Here is a 21,235-nt window from a genome sequence, read left to right on the forward strand (position 1 = left end):
GTAAGGTCGGCTCGCATGGCGAACTACATCGTGACCGGCGGTACCGGGTTTCTCGGTAAGAACGTCCTACCCCGACTGCTGGAGCGCGACGCGAACGCCGTGATCCACGTGCTGGTGCGTCCGAACTCGGTGGCTCGCCTCGAGCGACATGCACAGCAGCTCGAGGGCGGCGATCGGATTCGTCCGTTGATCGGCGATCTCACCGAGCCCGAACTCGGACTCTCCGACGTGCCGTCCGACATCGACCACATCCTCCATCTCGGTGCCGTCTACGACCTGACCGCAGGCGACGAGCAGGCACCGACCAATGTCGCCGGAACCGCCTCGGTCATCGGCCTGGCCGAGAAGACCGGCGCTCGGCTGCATCACATCTCGTCGATCGCCGTTGCCGGAGACCACCGAGGAACGTTTTCCGAGAACGATTTCGACCTCGGCCAGAGGTTCCCGACGGCCTATCACCGCACCAAGTTCGAATCCGAGAAATTGGTACGCGACAGCACCGCGGACTGGCGGGTCTACCGGCCTGCCGCGATCATCGGGCATTCGGAGACCGGAGCCATCGACAAGATCGACGGCCCGTACTACTTCTTTCCATTCTTTGCACAACTGGCCAAGCTGCCCTCCGTGCTACCGATCACGGTGCCGAAGATGGGCGCTACCAACCTGGTACCGGTCGACTACGTCGCCGACGCCATCGTCGAGCTCGTACATCGAGACACCTCTCCCGGCAGCGTGTTCCATCTGGTCAATCCGACGCCTCAGTCGATGGCAGAGGTCTATGCCGCGTTCTCGTCGGCTGCCGGATCTCACGCGAGAATCGTCGACGTACCCGGAGCGTTGGTCGCTCCGGTCGTCTCCCCCAAGTCCAGGGCGGTACGAAAGCAGCGCAATGCCGCCCTCCGTGATCTCGGCGTCCCACCGGTCATGCTCGATCACCTGACGCTGCCCACGGTGTTCGAGTCGGCAGCGACGCAGAAAGCGTTGCAGGGCAGCTCGATTACGCCGCCGCCACTGCGTACGTACGCAGATCGAGTGTGGACGTACTGGCAGAAGAATTTCGATCCCAAGCGCAACCGCCGAAACGACCCACGCGGGCCGTTGTTCGGCCGTCACATCGTCATCACCGGTGGCTCGTCCGGCATCGGCCGAGCCAGTGCCGAGGCGGCTGCCCGCAAGGGCGCGGTGGTCATTCTGCTCGCGCGCGGCCAGGATCAGCTCGACGAGGTGGTCGAGCACATCCGCGAATCGGGCGGCACCGCCTACGGCTACCCGTGCGATGTCACCGACAGCGAATCGGTGGATCAGACCGTGAAAACCGTTCTGAGCGAACACGGTCATGTCGACATGCTGGTGAACAGCGCCGGTCGATCCATCCGCCGGTCACTCTATCGATCCACCGATCGGTTGCACGACTACGAACGCACCATGGCCGTCAACTACTTCGGGGCGATTCGATTGGTACTGGCGTTGCTGCCACACATGCGCGAACGTCAGTTCGGGCACGTCGTCAATATCTCCAGCGCTGCGGTCCTGGGACACCCTCCTCGATTCTCGGCCTACGTGGCCAGCAAGGCCGCGCTCGACGGCTTCACCGATGTTGCTGCCGCAGAAACACTCTCGGACGGAATCACCTACACCACCATCCACATGCCCCTGGTGGACACCCCGATGATCACCCCGACGGGTGACAAGAACGTCGGCCCTGTGTTCTCACCCGAAAAGGCCGGGGCGATGGTGATCCGCGCTCTGAGCGACAAGCCCAAACGCATCGACACACCGCTGGGAACGCTCGGACAATTCGGAGCCATCTTCGCCCCCAAGGGTAAAGACCGCACGATGCACCAGCACTACCGCACGTTCGCCGAATCCGCGGCGGCCAAGGGCGAGGTGGCAACACCCATCGAGGACGGGACGGTGCCCTATCGAGTCCGCCCCTACGATCCGAAAGCTCCGACCGCACGCATCGGCAAAGTTGTCCGGCGTGTCGGGAGATTGGTTCCCGGCACCAGTTGGTGACAAGTCAGTCCCAGGTACCGCCAGTGTCCACAATTTCCATTCGCGATCGCGATCCCGTGTGTGGTCGCACAGAGTGGACACTCAGTGCAGTGGCTATCAGGGGGCCACGGCGGTCCAGAGAGTCCAACGATCCCGTTCGATCAACTCACCGGCGGCCAGGCGACCGCGTAGATACTCGACCAACTCCGCGAGTTCGACGTCGGAGAGTTCGTGCAGGATGGAGCGCCCGGTTCTGCCGGCGATTTCTGTCAGGTACTGCTCGCGATTCTCGTAGCGTCGACGGGTTTCCCAGAGTGGTTGCGTGGCTACATCGGTGAATCCTGCCCCAGCGAATGCGGCCACGACGTCGTCGACGTCGTGGCGGCGGCGGCCCTCGACCTCCGTCAACCGGGGAAACGCGTCGAAGAGATATCCGCGCGGGTTCGTAGGCGATCCTGTCAGTGTCGCGTCCTCGCTCGTCCGATCCTGGACGATCGCGATACCACCCGGCCGCAGCAGCCGGAGCGCTTCGGCCGCCACCGCGGAGGCATCGGGCAGATGATGGACCAGAGCGCGAGCGAACACGATATCTGCCAGGCCGTGGGGTAGGCCGGTGCGCTCGGCGGGTGCACACTCGAACGCAATGTCCGCGGGCGACGATCGGCGAGCGGACTCCAGGATCGGTGCACTCGAATCGACTGCTGTGACATGCGCTCCCAGCGTGCGCCATGCACGCGCATAGGTACCCCCGCCACATCCGAGATCGATGACGTGCGCGCCGACCGGATCGACGATGTCGGTGATCGCGGCACCCCAGGAAGGGTCGGCCTCGCGGCCGGAATAGGTGTCGCCGTTGGCTGGATCTTCGAAGTCGATGGGCATGTGGATCAGTACATCGAGCACGGTTGCCGGTCGCCACCATTTAGTGTGGGACTACATGCTCGCACTTCATCTCCGGGCCGCCGACCTGGCGGACACCTCGTTGACCGTCTCGCCGCTGTTCGAGACGGTCCTGAGCCTGCGCGCCTGGACCTCGCCGAATCGGCACCGTCTGCACGAGCCGTGGCGTCGACGCGTCCGGACGGCATGGCAGCAGTGTGACACCGAGATGCTGACGGCGTTGGTCTCTCCCGAGGGCAGGATCCCGGACTTTCTCGCTCCCCGTCCGCCCACCGAATCCCCGGCCTTCGACGACGAGATCGCCGTGGTCGGGGCGACACCGGCAGAGGAGATGCGACGCGATATCGCTGCCGCCTTCTCCGCTGACATTCCTGCGGTCCTCATCGGTTCGGCCCGAGCGGTGCGCACCCGTACAGTCCGGGCGCTCTCACAGTATTGGGCCACGTGCCTCGAACCCGACTGGTCCCGGATCCGAGCGGTACTGGACGGTGATGTGGACTACCGAGCACAACAGCTCTCGCACTTCGGGGCACGAAAGATGTTCGAGCACCTCGATTCCCGAGTTCGATGGGACGACGGTGTGCTGTGGGTCGATCGGCTCGAAGACCAGGTGTGGGTCGACGTCGACGGACGTGGACTTCCACTGATTCCGTCGGTGTTCGTACACGGTGCGATCACTCAGATCAGCCCGACGCGGGCTCCGTCACTGGTGTATCCAGCCCGCGGGCGCGGCGCAGTGTGGAACATGGCACGGACAGCTCCGAACCGAGCGCTGACCAATCTCCTCGGCACCCACCGTGCCACGATTCTCACGCTGCTCGACGCGCCCACCACCACCGGGGAAATCGCTGCCGCACTTGGTGTCTCACCCAGCGCGGCGAGCCAGCATCTTCGTGTTCTGCGCGAAGCGGCCGTGGTGCGACGCGTCAGACAGGGACGATCGGTGCTGTACGTACGCACTCCCCTCGGGGAGGAGTTGGTCGAATGACAGGGGTAAGGCTGTCGCGAGGTTCAGCGCAACAGAGCCTTTGCCCACACGCGCAGAAATCCCTGACTCAGGTACGCCAGTGAGCCGATCGCAAGTATCCACTTGACGGTGCTGACCACGGTGGTGGCGCGGACGACGGTGTCGGTGATCTGTTCTCGGTTGTCCACCAGCATCAGTCCGACGATGTTCTCGATGTAGTCACCGGCAGCGGAGGCCACGGGCGCGACGGCCAATGCCGTCGTCGCCGCAGGGCTCAGCGGCGTCTTCGCCGCCAGGCTGCGTGCACCGGCCCTGAGTGCGATGGCATAGATCGCCGGATGCACGAAGTCGGGAAAGTAGTGGCTGCGGAATCTGGCGATCTCGGTCTCGTCCATGCTCGCGAGGATCTGCCGGTAGCGCCGCGCGGACCAGGCCGTCTGCACCTCGAGTACTTTCGGGGCCGCGGGTCCGAGCAACCGAGCGATGTTGGCTTGCGACACGACGAACAGTGACGACCACGCCAACAGCTTTCCATCGAGCACGCTGAGGGACATGAGTGCAGATTACTGCGTCAGAAACGGAAGAACGGTGGCCTCGAACGCCGAATAACCGTCGCGATGGATGCTGTGTCCGGTGCGAAACGCTTCGACGCGGCAGGTCGAGATCTCGGTGACCATCGCGTCGAGCCGAACCGGATCGACCATGCCGCCGGGACCTCCGCGAAGCACCAATGTCGGAGCAGTGATGTCGGCCAACGACTCCCACCACTGCGGATTCGGCCGACGGAACTGCTCGAGAGCAGTGGCAGTCATCGACCGATCGAACGCGAGTACCGCACGGGGATGTAGGACAACGCTGGTTGCGGCGTGCCAGAGCTCGGTGACCGACGGCATCTTGCCGGTGAGGCTCGGCGGGGCATCCCCCGGCCGAATCGGTATCGGAAGTTCCTCGAGTACCAGACGGCGCACGAGCGGCGGGCGACGCTGTGCGACGAGCGAGACCGCATATCCGCCGAGGGAATGCCCGACGAGATCGACTTCGGTGAGCCCGAGGTGATCGATCAGAGCAAGGAGATCGCCACCGAACGAGTCGAACTCGTACGTGGGTGTGTGGGCGCTCTTACCGTGCCCGCGCAGATCGACGGTGATCACTCGGCGACCTCGAGCTGTCAGTGCTCGGGCGAAGCGATCCCAGGTTCCGCTGTCCCCGCCCATCCCGTGCACCAGCATGACCGGCACCGGTGCCGCGCTGGGGTGTTCCTGCGGGACGAACGAGCGATACGCGATATCGACGCCACCGAGGTCGACCGTCTCCGACATCATCTGCATTCACTCGAATGTAGCGGTGTCACTATTCGTAGATTCCCTCCACCCGCCACCGACCTTCGTCGAACACGAGCAGCAGGGCCCTTTCGTCGTCGAGCACCACCTGGGCCCGCGCTGTCGGACCCGTCGATGCGTTGCCACTGTCCCACCACCGCTCGTCCACCGGCCACGGCCCGGCCAATCCCGTCAGTTCCCATTCCTTGGTTCCCCAGCGCAACCGTGCCGGTGGCGCGTCGAACACACCGCGGTCGGTGACGCCGATTCCCGTACCCGTCCGATTCATCAGCGTCACCATCGGACGGGTCTCTATCACTGCCGCCGGAGCAGGCTCGGGTAATCGTCCTGGCCATGGATGGGATGGATCGGACATCGGTACCAGCTCGTCGCCGAGTGGGCGCAGCGTTATCCGTTCGGCCGGCCCGCGTCCACCGCTGAGAACACCGCCCAGCACCGATTCGCCACCGAGCAGACCCTGAACGCGCACCAATGCCCGACGCGCTCTGTCGTCCTCGTCGCCGACACTGCCCCACAACCCCAGTTGCAGCTCACCGGCTGCCACCACCTCGATCGGTTCGAGCCTCAGGACAGTGATCGCGGACGTCGGCTTGTTCTCGCTGCGCCCGGTGAGCCAGCCGTCCAGTTGCCACCGCACGCGATCGGCTGTTCCCTCCGGCGTCAACGGCTCCGCGCAGCGCCAGATCCGCGACAGGTTCTCACCGTTACCGGTACTGGCATGCACCAGCAGACGAGTACACGCAACGGCAGCGGCAGCAAGCTTGGTGTGCAACTGTTCGGCAAGACCGCGCCCGGCGAATGCAGCGGCGTCGACCCGATCGATCGGCGGATCGCACCGATACTCCACATCGAGATCCGGCGGCAGCGCCCGGGCCGAGGGCGGACGCTCGGGCTCGCCCCGAGCACTGCGATGCGCCAACACCGCATCGGTACCGAACCGCGACGCGACATCGCCCGGAGACAGCGCGGCGAAGTCGCCGATGGTCCGTAGACCCAAGCGTCGCAACAGGTCCACCAACTCACCACGATCGGCAGCGGACATACTCGGTTCTGCCGAGAGTTCTGCCACCGGTAACGGAGCGAGAAAGCCGGCACCACCTCCGCGCGGTACCACCTGTGCATACCGAGCGGCGACGACCGCAGTGGACAACTCGTCGGCGATACCGATCTGGCATTCCACACCGGCAGCCGATGCCTGGTCGATCAGCCGTTCCGCAGCCCGATGCTCGGTACCGAAATACCGTCCGACACCGCGAGCGGCGAGAACCAACAGACCCGGCCGCAGCACTTCGACTCCCGGTGCGATGGCGGCGACGGCAGAGACCACGGGCTCGAACAGTCGCGCATCACGATCGGTATCGGCGAGAGCGACATGCACATCCGGGCACCGCGCCTGGGCTTCCCGACGCCGTAGTCCGCGTTTGATACCCGACGCACGTGCCGTCGCCGAGCACGCGACGACCCGATTGGCCGAGGTGACGACCACCGGATGCGTCGCAGGCAGATCGGCCTGAGCAGCTGCTGCAACAGCGGGCCAATCAGGACACCACAGCGCGAGAACACGGCTGGAACGATCGATGCTCATGTCGAGACCGCGATCGACAATGGATTCTGTTCGCGCTCCTCGGCATGCCACTCGATGCGGCCGTTCTCCGAACGCAGGTCGAGCCGAACGGTGCGGGGCCGCATCGCCTTGCCGCGCGCACACACCGACAATCGGACACCGCGGAGCCGGCCACGTCCCAGCTCCCGACCCGTACCGAGACCGTCGTAACCGTGCACCGATGCGTCCAGTCGTAGCTCTGCCCCGTCCCAGTGTCCATCGGTCACCAGCAGCGTCGAACCCTTGCTCCGTGCCCTGGCCACCACGGCTCTGGCCCGAGTGGGCGATACCGACAGACCACCGAGACCGAGCACCACGAGGTCCACGCCGTCGAGCAGGATTGCCGCCACTTCCACCGGATCGGGGCCCGGATCGGGAATCAGAGCCAGTTTGCTCAGCTGTGCGCCCATCTCCACCGCGGCGAGAACTCCGAAACGAGGCTGCCCGATGACGGCGACATGCCCACCGGCACCTGTCACTGCAGCCACCAAACCGATCAGCAGCGAGCCGGCACCGGACACCGAGGCCACCGTTCCACGCACCAGTCCACCGTGCGGCAGCACGTCGATCAGCGCAGAGGGCACCGGAAGAACGGCCCGCTGACGGACCGCACGTTTCGGCTCGGCCTCGCCGAAATCGGAACGAACGGGGTCGGGGTCCGAACTCTCGATGCGCACCGACGCCGTTTCGCCACGGGACGGCACGGCAGCCATCCGGCTACGCAGCAACGCGACACGCTCCGGCAGCGACAACCCGTCGAGCACATCCGGCGTGACAGAAGCTCCCGATACAGTCATGTCACTCCCCTTCACGATGTAGAAAATCGAGCCGAAACATCGGTGTTCGCCGAACGCGGGAAGTGGCGTATTCGAACACAATTTCGATCTGCACTCAGTAAAGCCGCTCGGACGGCAACTCGTCAAGGTGGTGCCGAAGCCGCTGGTGGGGGCCTCCGTTCTACGGCTGCGGGCACACCCCGCCATCGTCAACTAACCTGTGGGCGTGACCGATCAGCAGCGTGTTCGACGAGGAGTCGGACCCGACTACCTCCTGGCCGGAAGATACCGCCTTGCCGGCAAACTCGGAGGCGGCGGAATGGGCGCAGTATGGCTCGCCACCGACACACTTCTGCACCGCCAGGTGGCCGTCAAACAGGTCACGTCCACCACCACGCTGAGCCCTGAGCAAGCCGTCGAGGTGCGCAATCGGGCCATGCGTGAGGGTCGCATCGCTGCCCGCCTGTCCAGCCCCCACGCCATCGCGATGCACGACGTCGCTCTCGTCGACGGCGAGCCGTGGCTGGTCATGGAATACCTGTCCTCGCGCAGTCTCGCGCAGGCGCTCGGCACCACCGATTCGCTACCGCCGTTCGAGGTTGCTCAGATCGGGGCACAGATCGCCGACGCACTGACCGAGGCGCACGAGGCAGGAATCGTGCACCGCGACATCAAGCCGGGCAACATCTTGATCGCCGATCGCGGCAAGGATCTGGGCATCGTCAAGATCAGCGATTTCGGCATCTCCCGCGCGAAAGGGGACGTCGAGGAATCCGACGACAGCGTGATCACCGGCACCCCCGCGTATTTCGCCCCGGAGGTTGCCCGCGGACAGGATCCCACCGCAGCCAGCGACGTGTTCTCCCTCGGCGCAACGCTGTACACCGCTATCGAAGGCAAACCGCCGTTCGACATCGATCACGATTCGATCGCACTGTTGCACCGAGTTGCCAAGGGACAGATCATTTCTCCCACCCGCAGCGGAGATCTCACCGGTCCGCTGCTGCACATGCTCGAGCCCGATCCTGCTCGGCGTCCCACCATGGCGCAGGCCCGCGACGAGATCATCCTCGCTGCGATCAGCAAGCGCGGCACCATAGCTCAGCTACGCGGTGTACCCCTGACCTCTGCGGACGGCGTAGTTCCGGCATGGGCAAGGCGCTCGACACCGGTGTCCGAATCTCGCCGTCCGTCCCGAGAGTTCGGCAGCACCGTCGCAGGCCTACCCGCCGTGCAACCCGGTGAAAGCCCAGCGAATCCGGTTCCCTCCACCTACTCTCCCCCACCGTTCGACCTACCCCGCAAGAAGAAGAATCCCATCGAGAACGTGCTGATGCGGATCGAAGATGCCGTGGGCGATCGGACGACGATTCCGTCGCCGGTCATCCTCGCTGCACTGATCCTCGCCGTCGTGATCGTTCTGATTCTGCTGATCGGCCTTGCGCTGTAGTCGAGCCCTCAACGCGACTCGTGCACGATGATCGCAATCTGAACCCTGTTGCTGCACTCCAGCTTCGTCAGGATCCGTGACACGTAGGTCTTCACCGTTGCCACACTCATGTACAACTCCGCGCTGATCTCCGCGTTGGACTTTCCCGATCCGACGGCAACTGCCACCTCACGTTCCCGATCGGTGAGAGAATCGAGTACCGCTCGCGCTCGCGCCGTGGCGGAGTCGTGTGATCGAGCGTCCTGCTCGCGCCAGTGGGCAACCAAGCGTCCGACGGCCGTCGGCGACAACATCGACTCCCCGGTTCCGACGCGATGCACCGCGTCGATGATGTCGCGCGGTGGCGTGTCCTTGAGCAAGAACCCGTTGGCCCCCGCCCGCAGAGCACGCAGCAGATATTCGTCGGTGTCGAACGTGGTCAACACCACGATTGCCGCTGAAAAGCCCTCTGCTCGAAGCATTTCGGTGGCAGCCAGACCGTCCAGGACGGGCATCCGAACATCCATCAGAACCACGTCGGGAGACAACGCGTGCACTGCCTCGATACCGCCGCGACCGTCGGACGCCTCACCGACCACTGCGATACCCGGATCCGAACTCAGAATGAGCGACAAACCGGCCCGGACCAACGCGTCGTCGTCGACCAGCAACACCTCGAGTGTCTTGCCCGCTTCGGGACCATCGGTCAGTTCGGACACGGTAGCCATGCTTCCAGACGGTAGACCACTCCGACGCTGCTTCGGGCGATACCGTACTCGATTCGCCCTCCCGCCAACTCGACTCGCTCGGTGAGGCCGATCATTCCCGATCGAGAACCCGGTACTGTCGCGAATCCCCCTGTGCCGATGCTGTTTTCCAGCCACACTCGAATCTCGTTGTCGACCTGGGTAATTCCACATCGCACCGGCAACCCCGGCGCATGCTTTCTGGCATTGGTCAGGCCCTCCTGAATCACACGGTGAACGGTGCGAGAGGCAGAGGCAGGCAGCGAGAGGTTCACAGGCATCTCGTCGACGAACGTCACCTGTGTACCGGCTTTCTCCGAATCCTCGATCAGCACAGCAATATCGTTTACACCCGGTTGTGGACGCGGCACGTTCACGTCGCCCGATCGAAGTACTCCCAGTATCTCCCGCAAATCCTCCAGGGCCCCGTGCGCATTGGATCTGATGGTCGACGCGAGCGCCTCGACCTCCCGCGCACCGACATCCGGCCGGACCTCGAGCGCACCCGCATGGAGACTGACCAACGAGATCCGATGCGCAAGAGCGTCGTGCATCTCCCGGGCGATCCGCTCACGTTCGAGCCCGCGAACGGTCTCGGCCCGCAGGTTCGACTCCGACTCGGCCCGCTCGGCCCGCTCGCGCAACGAGTCGATCACCTCGCGGCGAGACTTGACGACGATGCCCCATGCCGCCGGAATGCTCAGAAAGGCAAGACTGGTCATCGCGATGTACAGAATCGACTGTTCGACCCATACGGTCGTCCAGATCACCGATGCCAGCAGGTGCAGAACCACCACCGCAGTGGTGACTCGCCACGACTTTCGGGACGCCACGGTGAAGACGGCCACCAGTTCGGCACCGCCCACTGCATCGGTGAGAACAGCGCACACGGCCAGCGCTACCGCGATCTCGATCGGCCACCGGCGACGCCACCACAGCAACACGGCACCGAGCACCCCCACGACGATCGATACGACCGTTCGGGTGGTGGTCATCCCCTCGGTTCCGGCGGCTACCGATAACACCAACAACAGGGCGAACACGATGGCGGCGACGTCCCATGCGCGGTCTCGATGTTTTCGCAACAGGGTCATGATCCGACCGTCATGATCGAACCAGGGGACGCCAGTATTGACTGGTCTTCTTGTCGCGCACTACTACACCGAGTCTGTCGAGCTCCGAACGCAATTCGCGCGCATCGGAACCCGCCTTCTTCTTCAGCGCCATGTCCCGAGCTTTGAGCACCGCATTCACCTCCGGTGCCAGGCCTGGCGTCTCGGGCACCCACAGGTGATAGAGATCCTCGTAGGGATCACCGGGCGCAACCGAGTAACCCCGCTGCTCGAATGCCGCCTCGATCGCCTCACGCTTCTCCTCGCTCGGTACTCGCACCAACTGACGCGAGGCTGCGTCGAGCAACACCAGGTCCTTACCGTCGACGAACACGGTACCCACCTGCGATCTGGACACCGTGGCGGTCTCGCCCTTCTCGGTGATGCGTACGTGCACCTCCGATACCGCCACCCGCGCAGTGTCGTAGAACGCGGCAGCCACCAGCGCCAACCCGAGCAGAACCCCCACCGCGATACAGACGTACCGCACCCACCACTGTGACCACGACGCGATCAACTCCAACGGACCCTGGAACGGTATCCAGGTGAGCGACGCTCCCCACTCCGCCACGTACGGCACCGCGAATCCCAGCAGTCCGCCCATCAGCATTGCCCCGGCGATCAGCAGAATTCGATCACCACGAGAGAACCACAGCACCGCCGGTGGCGTCTCCCCGAGCATCTTGTCGTCCATACCGTCGACGGTATCGAGTGTGGGAGCTCGTACCCAGTCATCGAAAGTCGACACTTCGCCGACTTTCGACGACAGGAAGCACTCGATCAGCCACGAACCGGCATCACCAGCGTCGTCAGAGCGCCGTCGAGCGCGGAGCGCACCAGCATCGGGTGATCCGGTGCAGCGATGTCGAGCATCAGGTCGGGTCCGACAGCCGAGGCGACGGCCGCCTGCAGGACGGCCGCGTCGAAGAACACCACGCTTTCCGATCCGGTCACCTGCGCGGGAACCGGAACGCCATCGACCGAGACGCCGTCCGGCCCGGCGGTCATGCGAATGGTGCCGCCGTCGAGCGGAACGAAATCGCGTCGAAGTACAACCCTCGTCACGGTCGGAGCCAAACCGTCCATGATCGCCCGCCAGTCGGGGAACTCGCCGTCGACCGGATCCACCTCGGCCCGAGCACCGTTGGAGTCGATCACCATCGCGTCGTCGGTTGCCGTCAGCACGAGGGTGCCGGTTGCGGTCACCGTCCCGAGTGAGCCGACCGCTGCGATTCGAGACCACGGGGTGCCTGCCGAACACTGCGCCACGAGACTGCGGGTGGAGAGTCGATACCGATCCGTCGCAGTGAGAGTGACGGTGCCGCCGTCCACCTCGATCAGGACGCCTCGCAACACAGGGAAATCGTCACTCGTCCCGGCTGCCGACGAGACCTGCTCCACTGCGGAGGCAAATTCTGCGGCAGATACCGTTGCCGTGCAGTACTTTTCGTCGAACAGCCGGCGGATCGACACCGCAGCCTCGGCTGCCGCGCGCGCATTCGCGGCAAGCTCCTCGACGTGTCGATCCACGATCTCGACCGCCGCGGCTCCGTCGCCGTCGAGGGCGGCGGTCACCTTGTCGAGTGGCATCCCGATCTCGCGCAGTTGTCGAATGATGTTGGCCCGCTTCGACTGTGCACGAGTGTAGTAGCGATAGCCGGACTTCGAGTCGATGGACGCCGGGACGAGCAATCCACAGTCGTCGTAGAAGCGCAGGGCACTCGGGGTCAGCCCGCTCGAGCGAGCGAACACACCGATGGTCAGGAATTCTTCGTCCGAATCAGTCATGGTGAAATCCTGAGGCTTCGGGTTGGTCGAAGGTCAAGCGTGACGCCGACGGTTAGTCGATTCGACGCTTGTGCGCCCATCGCGTGAGTGCGTTCCTGTTGGACTGCTGGGTCTTTCGGAGAACATTCGATGCATGAGTCTCGACGGTCTTGACGGAGATGAACAGATCCTCGGCGATCTCGCGATAGGTGTATCCGCGCGCCAGCAACCGCAGCACCTCCAGTTCACGGGGCGTCAGCGAATCCAGTTCCGGATCCAGCGGGGGCTCCGGGGCAGCACTACGACCGGTGAACGAATCGAGGACGAACCCTGCCAGACGCGGGCTGAAAACCGCGTCTCCCCCGGCGACGCGTCGAACACCGTCGGCGAGCTCCGCACCGGAGATGGTCTTGGTCACGTACCCCCTCGCCCCGGCGCGGATGACGGCAATGACGTCCTCGGCCGCGTCGGACACACTCAGCGCTAGGCACACCGGCCCCTCGGCGATGCGATTCAGCACGGCCACGCCACCGCCGTCGGGCATGTGCACGTCGAGCAACACCACATCGGGTTTCGTCGAGTCGATACCCGATACCGCCTCGGCGACGCCTCCCGCTTCACCGACCACCTCGATGTCCGCCTCCCGGCCGAGTTCGGCTCGCACGCCCGAGCGGAAGACCGCGTGATCGTCGACCAGGAAAACTCGGAACGGGTCGGTCACGTCGGCTGCTCCTGCTGGTTGGATTCGGGCGATTCAGTGGTCACAGTACTGCCGTTGCGGGGCATGAAGATGCGTACTTCGGTGCCCTTGCCGACGGTCGACCGTACCTGCACGGTGCCGCCGCGGCGCTCGACACGACCCCTGATGGACTTCGCCAGGCCCTGCCGGTCCTCGGGTACCTCGGTTTCGTCGAACCCGGTTCCGCGGTCGCGGACGAAGATACTGACCTGCTCCGCTTCGGTTTCGGCGAACAGGTCGATGTTGGTCTCACCGGAATGCTTGGCCGCGTTGACCAGTGCCTCGCGTGTGGCACCGAGCAGCGCGGTGAAACTTTCCCTGGACAGGCCGGATTCGACGTCGTCGGGCAGAAGATGTACGTCTCCGACGGTGATGGGTCTGACGGTCACACCGTGCTGATCCTCGACCTCACCGGAGATTGTCTTCAGGGCGTCGGCCAAGCTGGAGTTGTCGGTGTCGCCGCCGTCGAACAGCCATCTGCGAAGCTCCCGCTCCTGCCCGCGCGCCAACCGCATCACCTCCTGCGGCCGATCGGACTGCTTCTGGATCAAGGCGAGTGTCTGCAGCACCGAGTCGTGCAAGTGCGAGGCAATCTCCTCACGTTCGTCGTTACGTATACGCGCAGACCGCTCGGCACCGAGCGCACGCCACGTACGCAGCCAGATGGGAACCGTCAACAGGCCGACGCCGACGAGGGTGACCACCACCGCCAGCAGCGACGAACGCAGTGCGGCCAAATCGACGCGGGCAAGGACCACCACCCCCAGCCCGAGGACGATCAATGTCGCTCCGCCGACGACCCGCGCCCAGCTCAGCACGGTCGGATGCTTGGGCAGTCCCAAAGCCGTGCGCGGACCCTCGACGTCGAACTCGCGCCACACCAGCGCTGCACCGACCACCACGACGATGATCGGCACGATGACCGATGCGGCAGTACCACTGAGGAGCCAGGCGAGCCCCACCGCGAGGCCGAGACCGATGGCAGCCAACCCCAGCGCACGCTGACGTTCGGCGGCACTCGGGTGTGCCGTGTCGTCGCCGGCGGGCGTGAACATCCAGATCAGGCCGTAGGCGGCGATTCCGGCACCGGCCGAGGCCGCGAGCAGCGCGAACGCCACCCGAATCTTGAAGACGTCGACGCCGAGATGGTCGGCCAGACCCCCGGCGACGCCGCCGACGATGCGTCCGCCGCCGCGTCGTCGATAAGGGTCAGGAGCAGAGCGTGCAGGAGCGACAGGAAAAGCAGGAGCTGGGGGAATCGAGGTGACAGGAGCGACCGGCGCGTCGCCGGCTACGGATGGTGCGTTGCGGGCGGCGTCAACGGGTGGATTGTCGACAGGGTGCACGCATCGATCCTGACACGGACGAGGCGAGTGTCGCATCAGGGTTCGCCCTGATGTTTCGCGCCTTCGCCGACGTCCGATCACGCTCGGGGTCGATATCAGGGGTATCCCTGATGTGTTTCTCGATCGGGGACGCCACGATGGTTGTCATGAGCAACGTGACCGTCTCGGATCAAATTCAGCAGATGTGGCGAACCCGTCCGCACCGATTGCCGCAACGCGGACATGTGGCGGGTGTCGCGGCCGGTATCGGCTATCGCTACGACGTGGATCCTGTTCTGATTCGGGTCGCGTTCGTCGTGTCCACCCTGTTCGGCGGCACCGGCATCGTGCTGTATCTGGCGGCGTGGTTGGTACTCAGCCGAGCCGGTGACACTGCGTCGGGCGCAGAGTCACTCGTCGGCCGCGGCACCAGTTCCGACTCGACGACCAAGATGGTCGTCGTCGCGGTGGCGTTGGTGATCGCGGTGTCGACGATAGGCCCGGTAGGTGTCGGACTCGGAGGTTCGGGGCTCATCTCGCTGTTGGCCATGCTCGGTGGCCTGTGGTTGCTGCATCAGCGTTGCCCCGAGCCGCCGCCGTATATGCGGACGGAAGAGTTCTCCCGAAACTACTACGCCCCCAAGCCTTTCGGCTCGTACAGTACGTCAGCGGAGCAGTGGACGGCTGCGCAGTATCGGCCGCCGCAGTTTCAGCAGGAGCACTACAGCCCGTACACGACATTGCCGACCAGTTACGTTCCGACGCCGAAAGCAGCCGATAGCTCCGATGCTGCAGACTCCGGTGCAGACCACACCGTGAATCTGAACAAGCAGAGGCCGGCCGAAACGCCGACGGTGACTCCCCCGTCGTGGGATCCGCTCGGGGTGGCTCCGTTCGCCTGGGATCTCCCCGAACCGGCACCGGCATTCCCACCGGCGGCGATCGAGCGTAAGCACCGATCACGTTGGACAGCAAGCTTTCTCGGCCTTGCACTGCTCGGAGCTGCCGTCACCGCCGCGGTCGGAGCCGCGTCCGGCGGGGACTGGGCCACAGCGGGACGCGTCGGAGCCGTCGCGTTGGCGATCATCTCGGCCGGGCTGATCCTCGGAGCCTTCCTCCGCAAGGGCTACGGGCTGTTGGTGGTCGCGGCACCCCTGGCCGGATTCGTCGTCCTGGCATCGGCGGTCGGGCCGGTGGACCTGGGCAACGGTGCGTCGGGAACCCAACGGGTCGTTCCGTCGACCATTGCCGACCTCGCTCCGACGTACGACGTCGGTCTCGGTGAGCTAGATCTCGATCTCACCGGCCTCGACCTGACCGAGAACGACAGGGTGAAGATCGATGTGGCGTTGGGCAATGCGACGGTCACCGTGCCCGATTCGATGAACGTCACCGTGGAGTGCGAGGCGGCGCTGGGTTCGTGCCCCACCGAAACACGGTTCGGCCCGGCAACGAGCCCCGATGACCCAGTCTTGACGATTGTGGGAGATGTGGCATTCGGCGAATTGAAGGTGCAGAAGTGAAGAAGAACAACGCCGACAGCATCGGCCACGACTACGGCGACAGCGATTCCGACACCGAGGCGCAGAACTCGAACCGCCGCGGACCGTCGGCGCTGCTGTTGCTTGCCGGACTGGCCGCCATGGTCGTCTCGGTCGCAGCAATCATCGGACAGGATGCGATCGTCGCTCTGGGCGACGTGCAATTTCGCTGGGTCTTCGTGATCGCTGCGGTCGCCGTCGGAGTCGCTCTTCTATTGGGCCCCAGCAGAAGAAGCTGACGCGCTCACTCCCACTCGATGGTGCCCGGCGGCTTGCTCGTCACGTCGAGAACGACTCGGTTGACCTCCGGAACCTCGTTGGTCACCCGAGTCGAAATCGTTTCCAGCACGTCGTACGGCAGTCGGGTCCAGTCCGCAGTCATAGCGTCCTCGCTCGACACCGGACGCAGCACGATCGGATGACCGTAGGTGCGACCGTCGCCCTGCACTCCGACACTGCGGACGTCCGCCAGCAGCACCACCGGGCACTGCCAGATCTGCTGATCCAAGCCGGCAACCGTAAGTTCTTCTCGGACAATGGAATCCGCATGACGCAATGTGGCCAGCCGATCCGCAGTGATCTCTCCGACGATACGAATGGCCAGTCCGGGTCCGGGGAAAGGTTGTCTTCCGACGATGTCCTCGGGCAGTCCCAGTTCACGCCCTACGGCACGAACCTCGTCCTTGAACAACGCTCGCAACGGCTCGACCAGGGCGAACTGCAGATCGTCCGGCAAACCGCCCACATTGTGATGGCTCTTGATGTTGGCGGTTCCCGAACCACCACCGGACTCCACGACATCCGGGTAGAGCGTGCCCTGCACCAGGAACTCGACGGAGTCACCGTGCTCGGCGTTCTCACCCAGCACCTCGGTGACGGCGCCCTCGAAACTACGGATGAACTCGCGGCCGATGATCTTGCGCTTCTCCTCCGGATCGGAGACGCCCTCGAGCGCACCGAGGAAGGTGTCGACCGCATCGACGGTGACGAGCTTGGCACCGGTGGCAGCCACGAAATCCTGCTGAACCTGCTCGCGCTCGCCGGCGCGCAGCAATCCATGGTCGACGAAGACACAGGTCAACCGGTCGCCGATTGCGCGCTGCACGAGAGCTGCCGCCACCGCGGAGTCGACTCCTCCGGACAGACCACAGATGGCCTTACCCGTAGGACCGACCTGCTCCTGAACTGCCTCGATCAGAGCGTCGGCGATATTGGCCGCTGTCCAGTCCGGAGCGATGCCTGCCGTCTCGTGCAGGAACCGACTCAGTACCTGCTGCCCGTGCGGGGAGTGCAGAACCTCGGGGTGATACTGCACTCCGGCCATCCGCTTGGCCTCGTTCTCGAAGGCCGCAACCGGTGCCCCGGCGCTGGTGGCAGTGACGGTGAAGCCCTCCGGGGCCGCGGTGACCGCGTCGCCGTGGCTCATCCACACCGGCTGGGTCGCAGGCAAACCGTCGTGCAGACGACCGCCGTCCACGCTGAGCTGGGTGCGACCGTACTCCCGCGTTCCGGTGTGCTCGACGGTTCCGCCGAGGGCCTGAGCCATGGCCTGGAATCCGTAGCAGATTCCGAACACGGGGATGCCGAGGTCGAGGAGCGTCGAGTCCAGTTCGGGTGCCCCGTCGGCGTAGACGCTCGACGGTCCACCGGAGAGCACCAGCGCGACCGGATCCTTTGCCGCAATCTCCTCGGCGGTGGCGGTATGCGAGATCACCTCGGAGTACACGTTGGCCTCACGCACACGGCGGGCGATCAACTGCGCGTACTGGGCACCGAAGTCGACGACGAGAACCGGGCGTGCGTGTGCGGGATCGTGTGCAGTGGAGTCGGTCACCGGGTCAGTCTAGTGGGACCGCTGTAGTGCTTACGCAACACCCGAATGCTCGACGTGCAGCGCCGCGGAGCCTGACCTGATCTCGACGATAGGCAATCTCAGTCCACCCGGAGCGTCCACCGGAACGACCGGCGAATTGGGGGCGATGGGATCGAGCCGCTGATACGGAAGCCCCTGTGCCGGACGAAGATCCAGCTCGCCCTTGTTCGGCCACAGTGCGGCGGACCGCTCGGCCTGCGCGCTGATGGTCAGCGACGGGTTCACCCCGAGGTTTGCCGACACGGCCGCCCCGTCCACCACGCTCAGCGTCGGGTATCCGTGGACGCGGTGGTACGGATCGATGACGCCGTGCGCCGAATCCGACGCGATGGCGCAGCCGCCGAGGAAGTGTGCGGTGAGCGGGATGTTGAACAGCTCGCCCCAGGTGCCGCCTGCGACGCCGCCGATCTTCTTGGCGATGCGCCGGGTGGCGTCGTTGCCCTCGGGGATCCACGTCGGATTCGGCTCCCCGTGGCCCTGCCTGCTGGAGATCTTGCGGCCGAACGGCCCACGCTTGGTGAACGTGGTGATCGAGTTGTCCAGGTTCTGCATCACCAGCGCGATGATGGTGCGCTCGCTCCAGTGCCGGACGTTGACCACACGGACGAACTGAATCGGATGCGCGATCATCGCGAACACGAACTTGAGCCACCGCGGAATCTTGCCTCCGCCGTCGGTCATCAGGGTCTGCAGCATGCCCATCGCGTTCGAGCCCTTGCCGTAGCGGCACGGCTCGATGTGCGTGTTGGGGCTGGGGTGGAACGAGGACGTGATGGCGACTCCGCGCGTCAGGTCCATGTTCGGATCGACCGCCAGCTTGGCCGCTCCGACGATCGACTCGGAGTTGGTGCGAGTCAGTTCGCCGAGCGTGTCCGACAGTTTGGGCAGCGCGCCCGTGTCTTTCATCTTGTGCAGCAGATTCTGGGTGCCCCAGGTGCCCGCGGCCAACACGACATTGGCGGCGCTGTAGGTCTTCTTGCCCTTGCGGAGCCGAGCACCGGTGCGCTCGGTGTCGACGTCCCAGGTGCCGTCGGATCGGGGGCGAAGGCCGGACACCGTCGTCATCGGCACGATCTCGGCTCCCGCGCGCTCGGCCAAGCCGAGGTAGTTCTTCAACAGGGTGTTCTTGGCACCGTGGCGACACCCCGTCATGCACTCACCGCATTCGATGCATCCGGTGCGCTCGGGGCCGGCACCACCGAAGTACGGGTCCGGAACGGTCTTGCCGGGTTCGTCACCGAAGAACACGCCCACCGGTGTCTGGATGAAAGTGTCGGCGACACCCATGTCCTCGGCGACCGACTTCATCACCTCGTCAGCAGGGGTCATGTGTGGATTGCGCACCACGCCGAGCATGCGGGTGGCCTGGTCGTAGAACGGAGAGAGCTCACTGCTCCAGTCGGTGATGTGCGCCCACTGCTTGTCCTCGAAGAACGGCGCCTGAGGCTTGTAGAGGGTGTTCGCGTAGTTCAGTGATCCACCGCCCACTCCGGCACCGGCGAGGATGAGGCAATCGCGCAACAGGTGCACGCGCTGGATTCCGTACAGGCCCAGCTTCGGTGCCCACAGGAAGCGCTTGAGATCCCAACTGTTCTTCGCGAAGTCCTTGTCCTCGAAGCGTTGCCCGGCTTCCAGGATTCCGACGCGGTATCCCTTCTCCACCAGCCTCAGCGCAGTGACACTTCCGCCGAAGCCCGAACCGACGATCAGAACGTCGTAATCCGTGGCGCGAACAGCTGAACCCATGGTGACCTCCGCTACATCCGTTGCTGTCGAACAGTATGCACACCCCCATGTGACTACCGCCACAAACAATTCTAGCTGTTACGAGAGGTATCACCAACTCAGGGTCGGCTCAGGTGGACGACATGCAACAGAAAGGGCGCGCACCCCGATGGAAAGGAGTGCGCGCCCTGCTGGAAAAGACTTGATCAGGCCCTGACGTTCAGGCCCACCTTCTGGAATTCCTTGAGATCGGAGTATCCCGACTTCGCCATCGACCGACGCAGTCCGCCGACCAGGTTGATCGAGCCGTACGACTCGCGCGACGGCCCGTGCAGCACCTGATCGAGGCTCGGACGCTCCCCCGCCGACATCGGCAGCAACGCACCACGCGGCATCGACGGATGCGCCGCCGCCGACGGCCAGTACCAGCCGCCACCGGGAGCCTCCGCGGCGACGGCCAACGGGGCTCCCAGAACCGCAGCGTCGGCTCCGCAGGCGATGGCCTTGGCCAACGCACCGGAGGTGGTGATGTCGCCGTCGGCGATGACGTGCACGTACCGCCCGCCGGTCTCGTCCAGGTAGTCCCGACGCGCGGCTGCCGCGTCGGCGATCGCGGTGGCCATCGGAACACCGATGCCGAGCACCTCACCGGTGGTCGTGCCGCCTTCGACGGAGCCGTAGCCGACGATGACACCCGCCGCACCCGTGCGCATCAGGTGCAGCGCAGTGCGGTGATCGCTGACGCCACCGGCGATGACGGGGACGTCCAGTTCGGCGATGAACGTCTTGAGGTTGAGCGGCTCCTCGTCGCCGTGCGCCACGTGCTCGGCGGAGATGATGGTGCCCTGGATGACCAACAGATCCAGGCCGGCGGCGACCAGAGCGGGTGTCAACGCACGTGCGTTCTGCGGACTCACCCGCACCGCCACGGTGACCCCGGAATCGCGGACCTGGCCGACTGCGGCCGACAGCAGATCGGGCTGCAGCGGCGCGGCATGCAACTCCTGCAGAAATGCGATGGGCGCATCGGGATCGAGATCGGTCTCGGCGATATGGATCAGCTGATCCAACTTGGCCTGTACGTCCGCATGGCGGGCCCAGAGGCCCTCACCGTTGACGACTCCGAGTCCACCCTGGCGACCCAGCTCGATCGCGAACGCGGGCGAGACCAGGGCATCGGTCGGATGGGCGAGCACCGGGATGTCGAAGCGGTACGCGTCGAGTTGCCACGCCGTAGACACCTCCTTCGACGACCGAGTACGACGGGACGGCACGATGTCCACGTCGTCCAGCTGGTAGGTGCGGCGGGCTTCTCTGCCCATGCCGATTTCAACGAGGTCGCGCACGCGCGCACCTTTCTACTTCGAGAGCGAATCGAGTCGGCCGAGTGAGGCCGA

At 64.9% G+C, this 21,235-nt stretch carries 19 protein-coding genes; 5 read left to right on the forward strand and 14 right to left on the reverse strand.

Annotated features, from left to right (window positions below):
• Nucleotides 1-15: 15 nt before the first annotated feature.
• Nucleotides 16-2,016, forward strand: coding sequence for an SDR family oxidoreductase (locus CH305_RS25860; RefSeq protein WP_094705440.1), 2,001 nt, complete (start codon nucleotides 16-18; stop codon nucleotides 2,014-2,016).
• 96 nt (nucleotides 2,017-2,112) lie between these two features.
• On the opposite strand, the gene CH305_RS25865 is transcribed toward CH305_RS25860, so the two are convergent.
• Nucleotides 2,113-2,877, reverse strand: coding sequence for a bifunctional 2-polyprenyl-6-hydroxyphenol methylase/3-demethylubiquinol 3-O-methyltransferase UbiG (locus CH305_RS25865; RefSeq protein ID WP_032404703.1), 765 nt, complete (start codon nucleotides 2,875-2,877; stop codon nucleotides 2,113-2,115).
• Nucleotides 2,878-2,932: 55 nt separating this feature from the next.
• Here CH305_RS25865 and CH305_RS25870 point away from each other — a divergent pair, with 55 nt between their 5' ends.
• Entirely contained in the window at nucleotides 2,933-3,883 is a 951-nt protein-coding gene (locus CH305_RS25870) for a helix-turn-helix transcriptional regulator (RefSeq protein WP_179278409.1), read from the forward strand.
• A 23-nt stretch (nucleotides 3,884-3,906) separates the two neighbouring features.
• Here CH305_RS25870 and CH305_RS25875 read toward each other — a convergent pair whose 3' ends face one another.
• The 4 genes from CH305_RS25875 to CH305_RS25890 are packed head-to-tail and all read right to left on the reverse strand — an operon-like array spanning nucleotide 3,907 to nucleotide 7,602.
• Nucleotides 3,907-4,416, reverse strand: coding sequence for a hypothetical protein (locus CH305_RS25875; protein WP_032404702.1), 510 nt, complete (start codon nucleotides 4,414-4,416; stop codon nucleotides 3,907-3,909).
• 9 nt (nucleotides 4,417-4,425) lie between these two features.
• Nucleotides 4,426-5,190, reverse strand: a complete 765-nt coding sequence (locus CH305_RS25880) for an alpha/beta fold hydrolase (RefSeq protein ID WP_373454591.1) — start codon at nucleotides 5,188-5,190, stop codon at nucleotides 4,426-4,428.
• A 22-nt stretch (nucleotides 5,191-5,212) separates the two neighbouring features.
• Complete coding sequence (locus CH305_RS25885) at nucleotides 5,213-6,787, reverse strand: DNA polymerase Y family protein (protein WP_094705444.1); 1,575 nt, start codon at nucleotides 6,785-6,787, stop codon at nucleotides 5,213-5,215.
• A complete protein-coding gene (locus tag CH305_RS25890) occupies nucleotides 6,784-7,602 on the reverse strand; it encodes a hypothetical protein (RefSeq protein WP_032404699.1) in 819 nt (272 codons plus the stop codon). The genes CH305_RS25885 and CH305_RS25890 overlap by 4 nt, the downstream gene beginning before the upstream one ends.
• 199 nt (nucleotides 7,603-7,801) lie before the next feature.
• Here CH305_RS25890 and CH305_RS25895 point away from each other — a divergent pair, with 199 nt between their 5' ends.
• Nucleotides 7,802-9,031 carry a serine/threonine-protein kinase gene (locus CH305_RS25895; RefSeq protein ID WP_094705446.1) on the forward strand — a complete coding sequence of 410 codons (1,230 nt, stop codon included), beginning with the start codon at nucleotides 7,802-7,804 and terminating at the stop codon, nucleotides 9,029-9,031.
• An 8-nt stretch (nucleotides 9,032-9,039) separates the two neighbouring features.
• On the opposite strand, the gene CH305_RS25900 is transcribed toward CH305_RS25895, so the two are convergent.
• Genes CH305_RS25900 through CH305_RS25925 form a run of 6 tightly spaced genes read right to left on the reverse strand, consistent with a single transcriptional unit; the run spans nucleotide 9,040 to nucleotide 14,720 of the window.
• Nucleotides 9,040-9,738: a response regulator transcription factor gene (locus tag CH305_RS25900; protein WP_094705448.1), complete on the reverse strand. Its 699-nt coding sequence runs from the start codon at nucleotides 9,736-9,738 to the stop codon at nucleotides 9,040-9,042.
• Nucleotides 9,717-10,850, reverse strand: a complete 1,134-nt coding sequence (locus CH305_RS25905; RefSeq protein WP_094608053.1) for a sensor histidine kinase — start codon at nucleotides 10,848-10,850, stop codon at nucleotides 9,717-9,719. Before CH305_RS25905 ends, CH305_RS25900 begins: the two co-directional genes overlap by 22 nt.
• A 10-nt stretch (nucleotides 10,851-10,860) precedes the next feature.
• A complete protein-coding gene (locus tag CH305_RS25910) occupies nucleotides 10,861-11,616 on the reverse strand; it encodes a hypothetical protein (protein ID WP_094608054.1) in 756 nt (251 codons plus the stop codon).
• Between the two features lie 32 nt (nucleotides 11,617-11,648).
• A complete protein-coding gene (locus CH305_RS25915; RefSeq protein WP_094705450.1) occupies nucleotides 11,649-12,656 on the reverse strand; it encodes a MerR family transcriptional regulator in 1,008 nt (335 codons plus the stop codon).
• A 52-nt stretch (nucleotides 12,657-12,708) separates the two neighbouring features.
• Nucleotides 12,709-13,356 carry a response regulator transcription factor gene (locus CH305_RS25920; protein ID WP_032404695.1) on the reverse strand — a complete coding sequence of 216 codons (648 nt, stop codon included), beginning with the start codon at nucleotides 13,354-13,356 and terminating at the stop codon, nucleotides 12,709-12,711.
• Nucleotides 13,353-14,720: a sensor histidine kinase gene (locus CH305_RS25925; protein WP_373454592.1), complete on the reverse strand. Its 1,368-nt coding sequence runs from the start codon at nucleotides 14,718-14,720 to the stop codon at nucleotides 13,353-13,355. The genes CH305_RS25920 and CH305_RS25925 overlap by 4 nt, the downstream gene beginning before the upstream one ends.
• A gap of 146 nt (nucleotides 14,721-14,866) precedes the next feature.
• Here CH305_RS25925 and CH305_RS25930 point away from each other — a divergent pair, with 146 nt between their 5' ends.
• Both CH305_RS25930 and CH305_RS25935 read left to right on the forward strand, forming a co-directional pair.
• Nucleotides 14,867-16,222: a PspC domain-containing protein gene (locus CH305_RS25930; protein ID WP_032405032.1), complete on the forward strand. Its 1,356-nt coding sequence runs from the start codon at nucleotides 14,867-14,869 to the stop codon at nucleotides 16,220-16,222.
• Nucleotides 16,219-16,479, forward strand: a complete 261-nt coding sequence (locus CH305_RS25935; RefSeq protein ID WP_230592599.1) for a hypothetical protein — start codon at nucleotides 16,219-16,221, stop codon at nucleotides 16,477-16,479. Before CH305_RS25930 ends, CH305_RS25935 begins: the two co-directional genes overlap by 4 nt.
• A 5-nt stretch (nucleotides 16,480-16,484) precedes the next feature.
• Here the strand turns inward: CH305_RS25935 and guaA are convergent, their stop codons facing one another.
• The 3 genes from guaA to CH305_RS25950 all read right to left on the reverse strand — a co-directional run bounded on the left by guaA (nucleotide 16,485) and on the right by CH305_RS25950 (nucleotide 21,184).
• Nucleotides 16,485-18,074, reverse strand: a complete 1,590-nt coding sequence (guaA, locus tag CH305_RS25940) for a glutamine-hydrolyzing GMP synthase (RefSeq protein WP_032376744.1) — start codon at nucleotides 18,072-18,074, stop codon at nucleotides 16,485-16,487.
• 30 nt (nucleotides 18,075-18,104) lie between these two features.
• Nucleotides 18,105-19,859 carry an FAD-dependent oxidoreductase gene (locus CH305_RS25945; protein WP_032376743.1) on the reverse strand — a complete coding sequence of 585 codons (1,755 nt, stop codon included), beginning with the start codon at nucleotides 19,857-19,859 and terminating at the stop codon, nucleotides 18,105-18,107.
• Nucleotides 19,860-20,044: 185 nt separating this feature from the next.
• The gene (locus CH305_RS25950) at nucleotides 20,045-21,184 is read right to left on the reverse strand and encodes a GuaB3 family IMP dehydrogenase-related protein (RefSeq protein ID WP_032376742.1); all 1,140 of its coding nucleotides are present in this window, start codon (nucleotides 21,182-21,184) and stop codon (nucleotides 20,045-20,047) included.
• Nucleotides 21,185-21,235: the final 51 nt, after the last annotated feature.

Origin of the sequence: Rhodococcus sp. 15-649-2-2 (genome assembly GCF_002258645.1) — a bacterium.
Classification (GTDB): Bacteria; Actinomycetota; Actinomycetes; order Mycobacteriales; family Mycobacteriaceae; genus Rhodococcoides.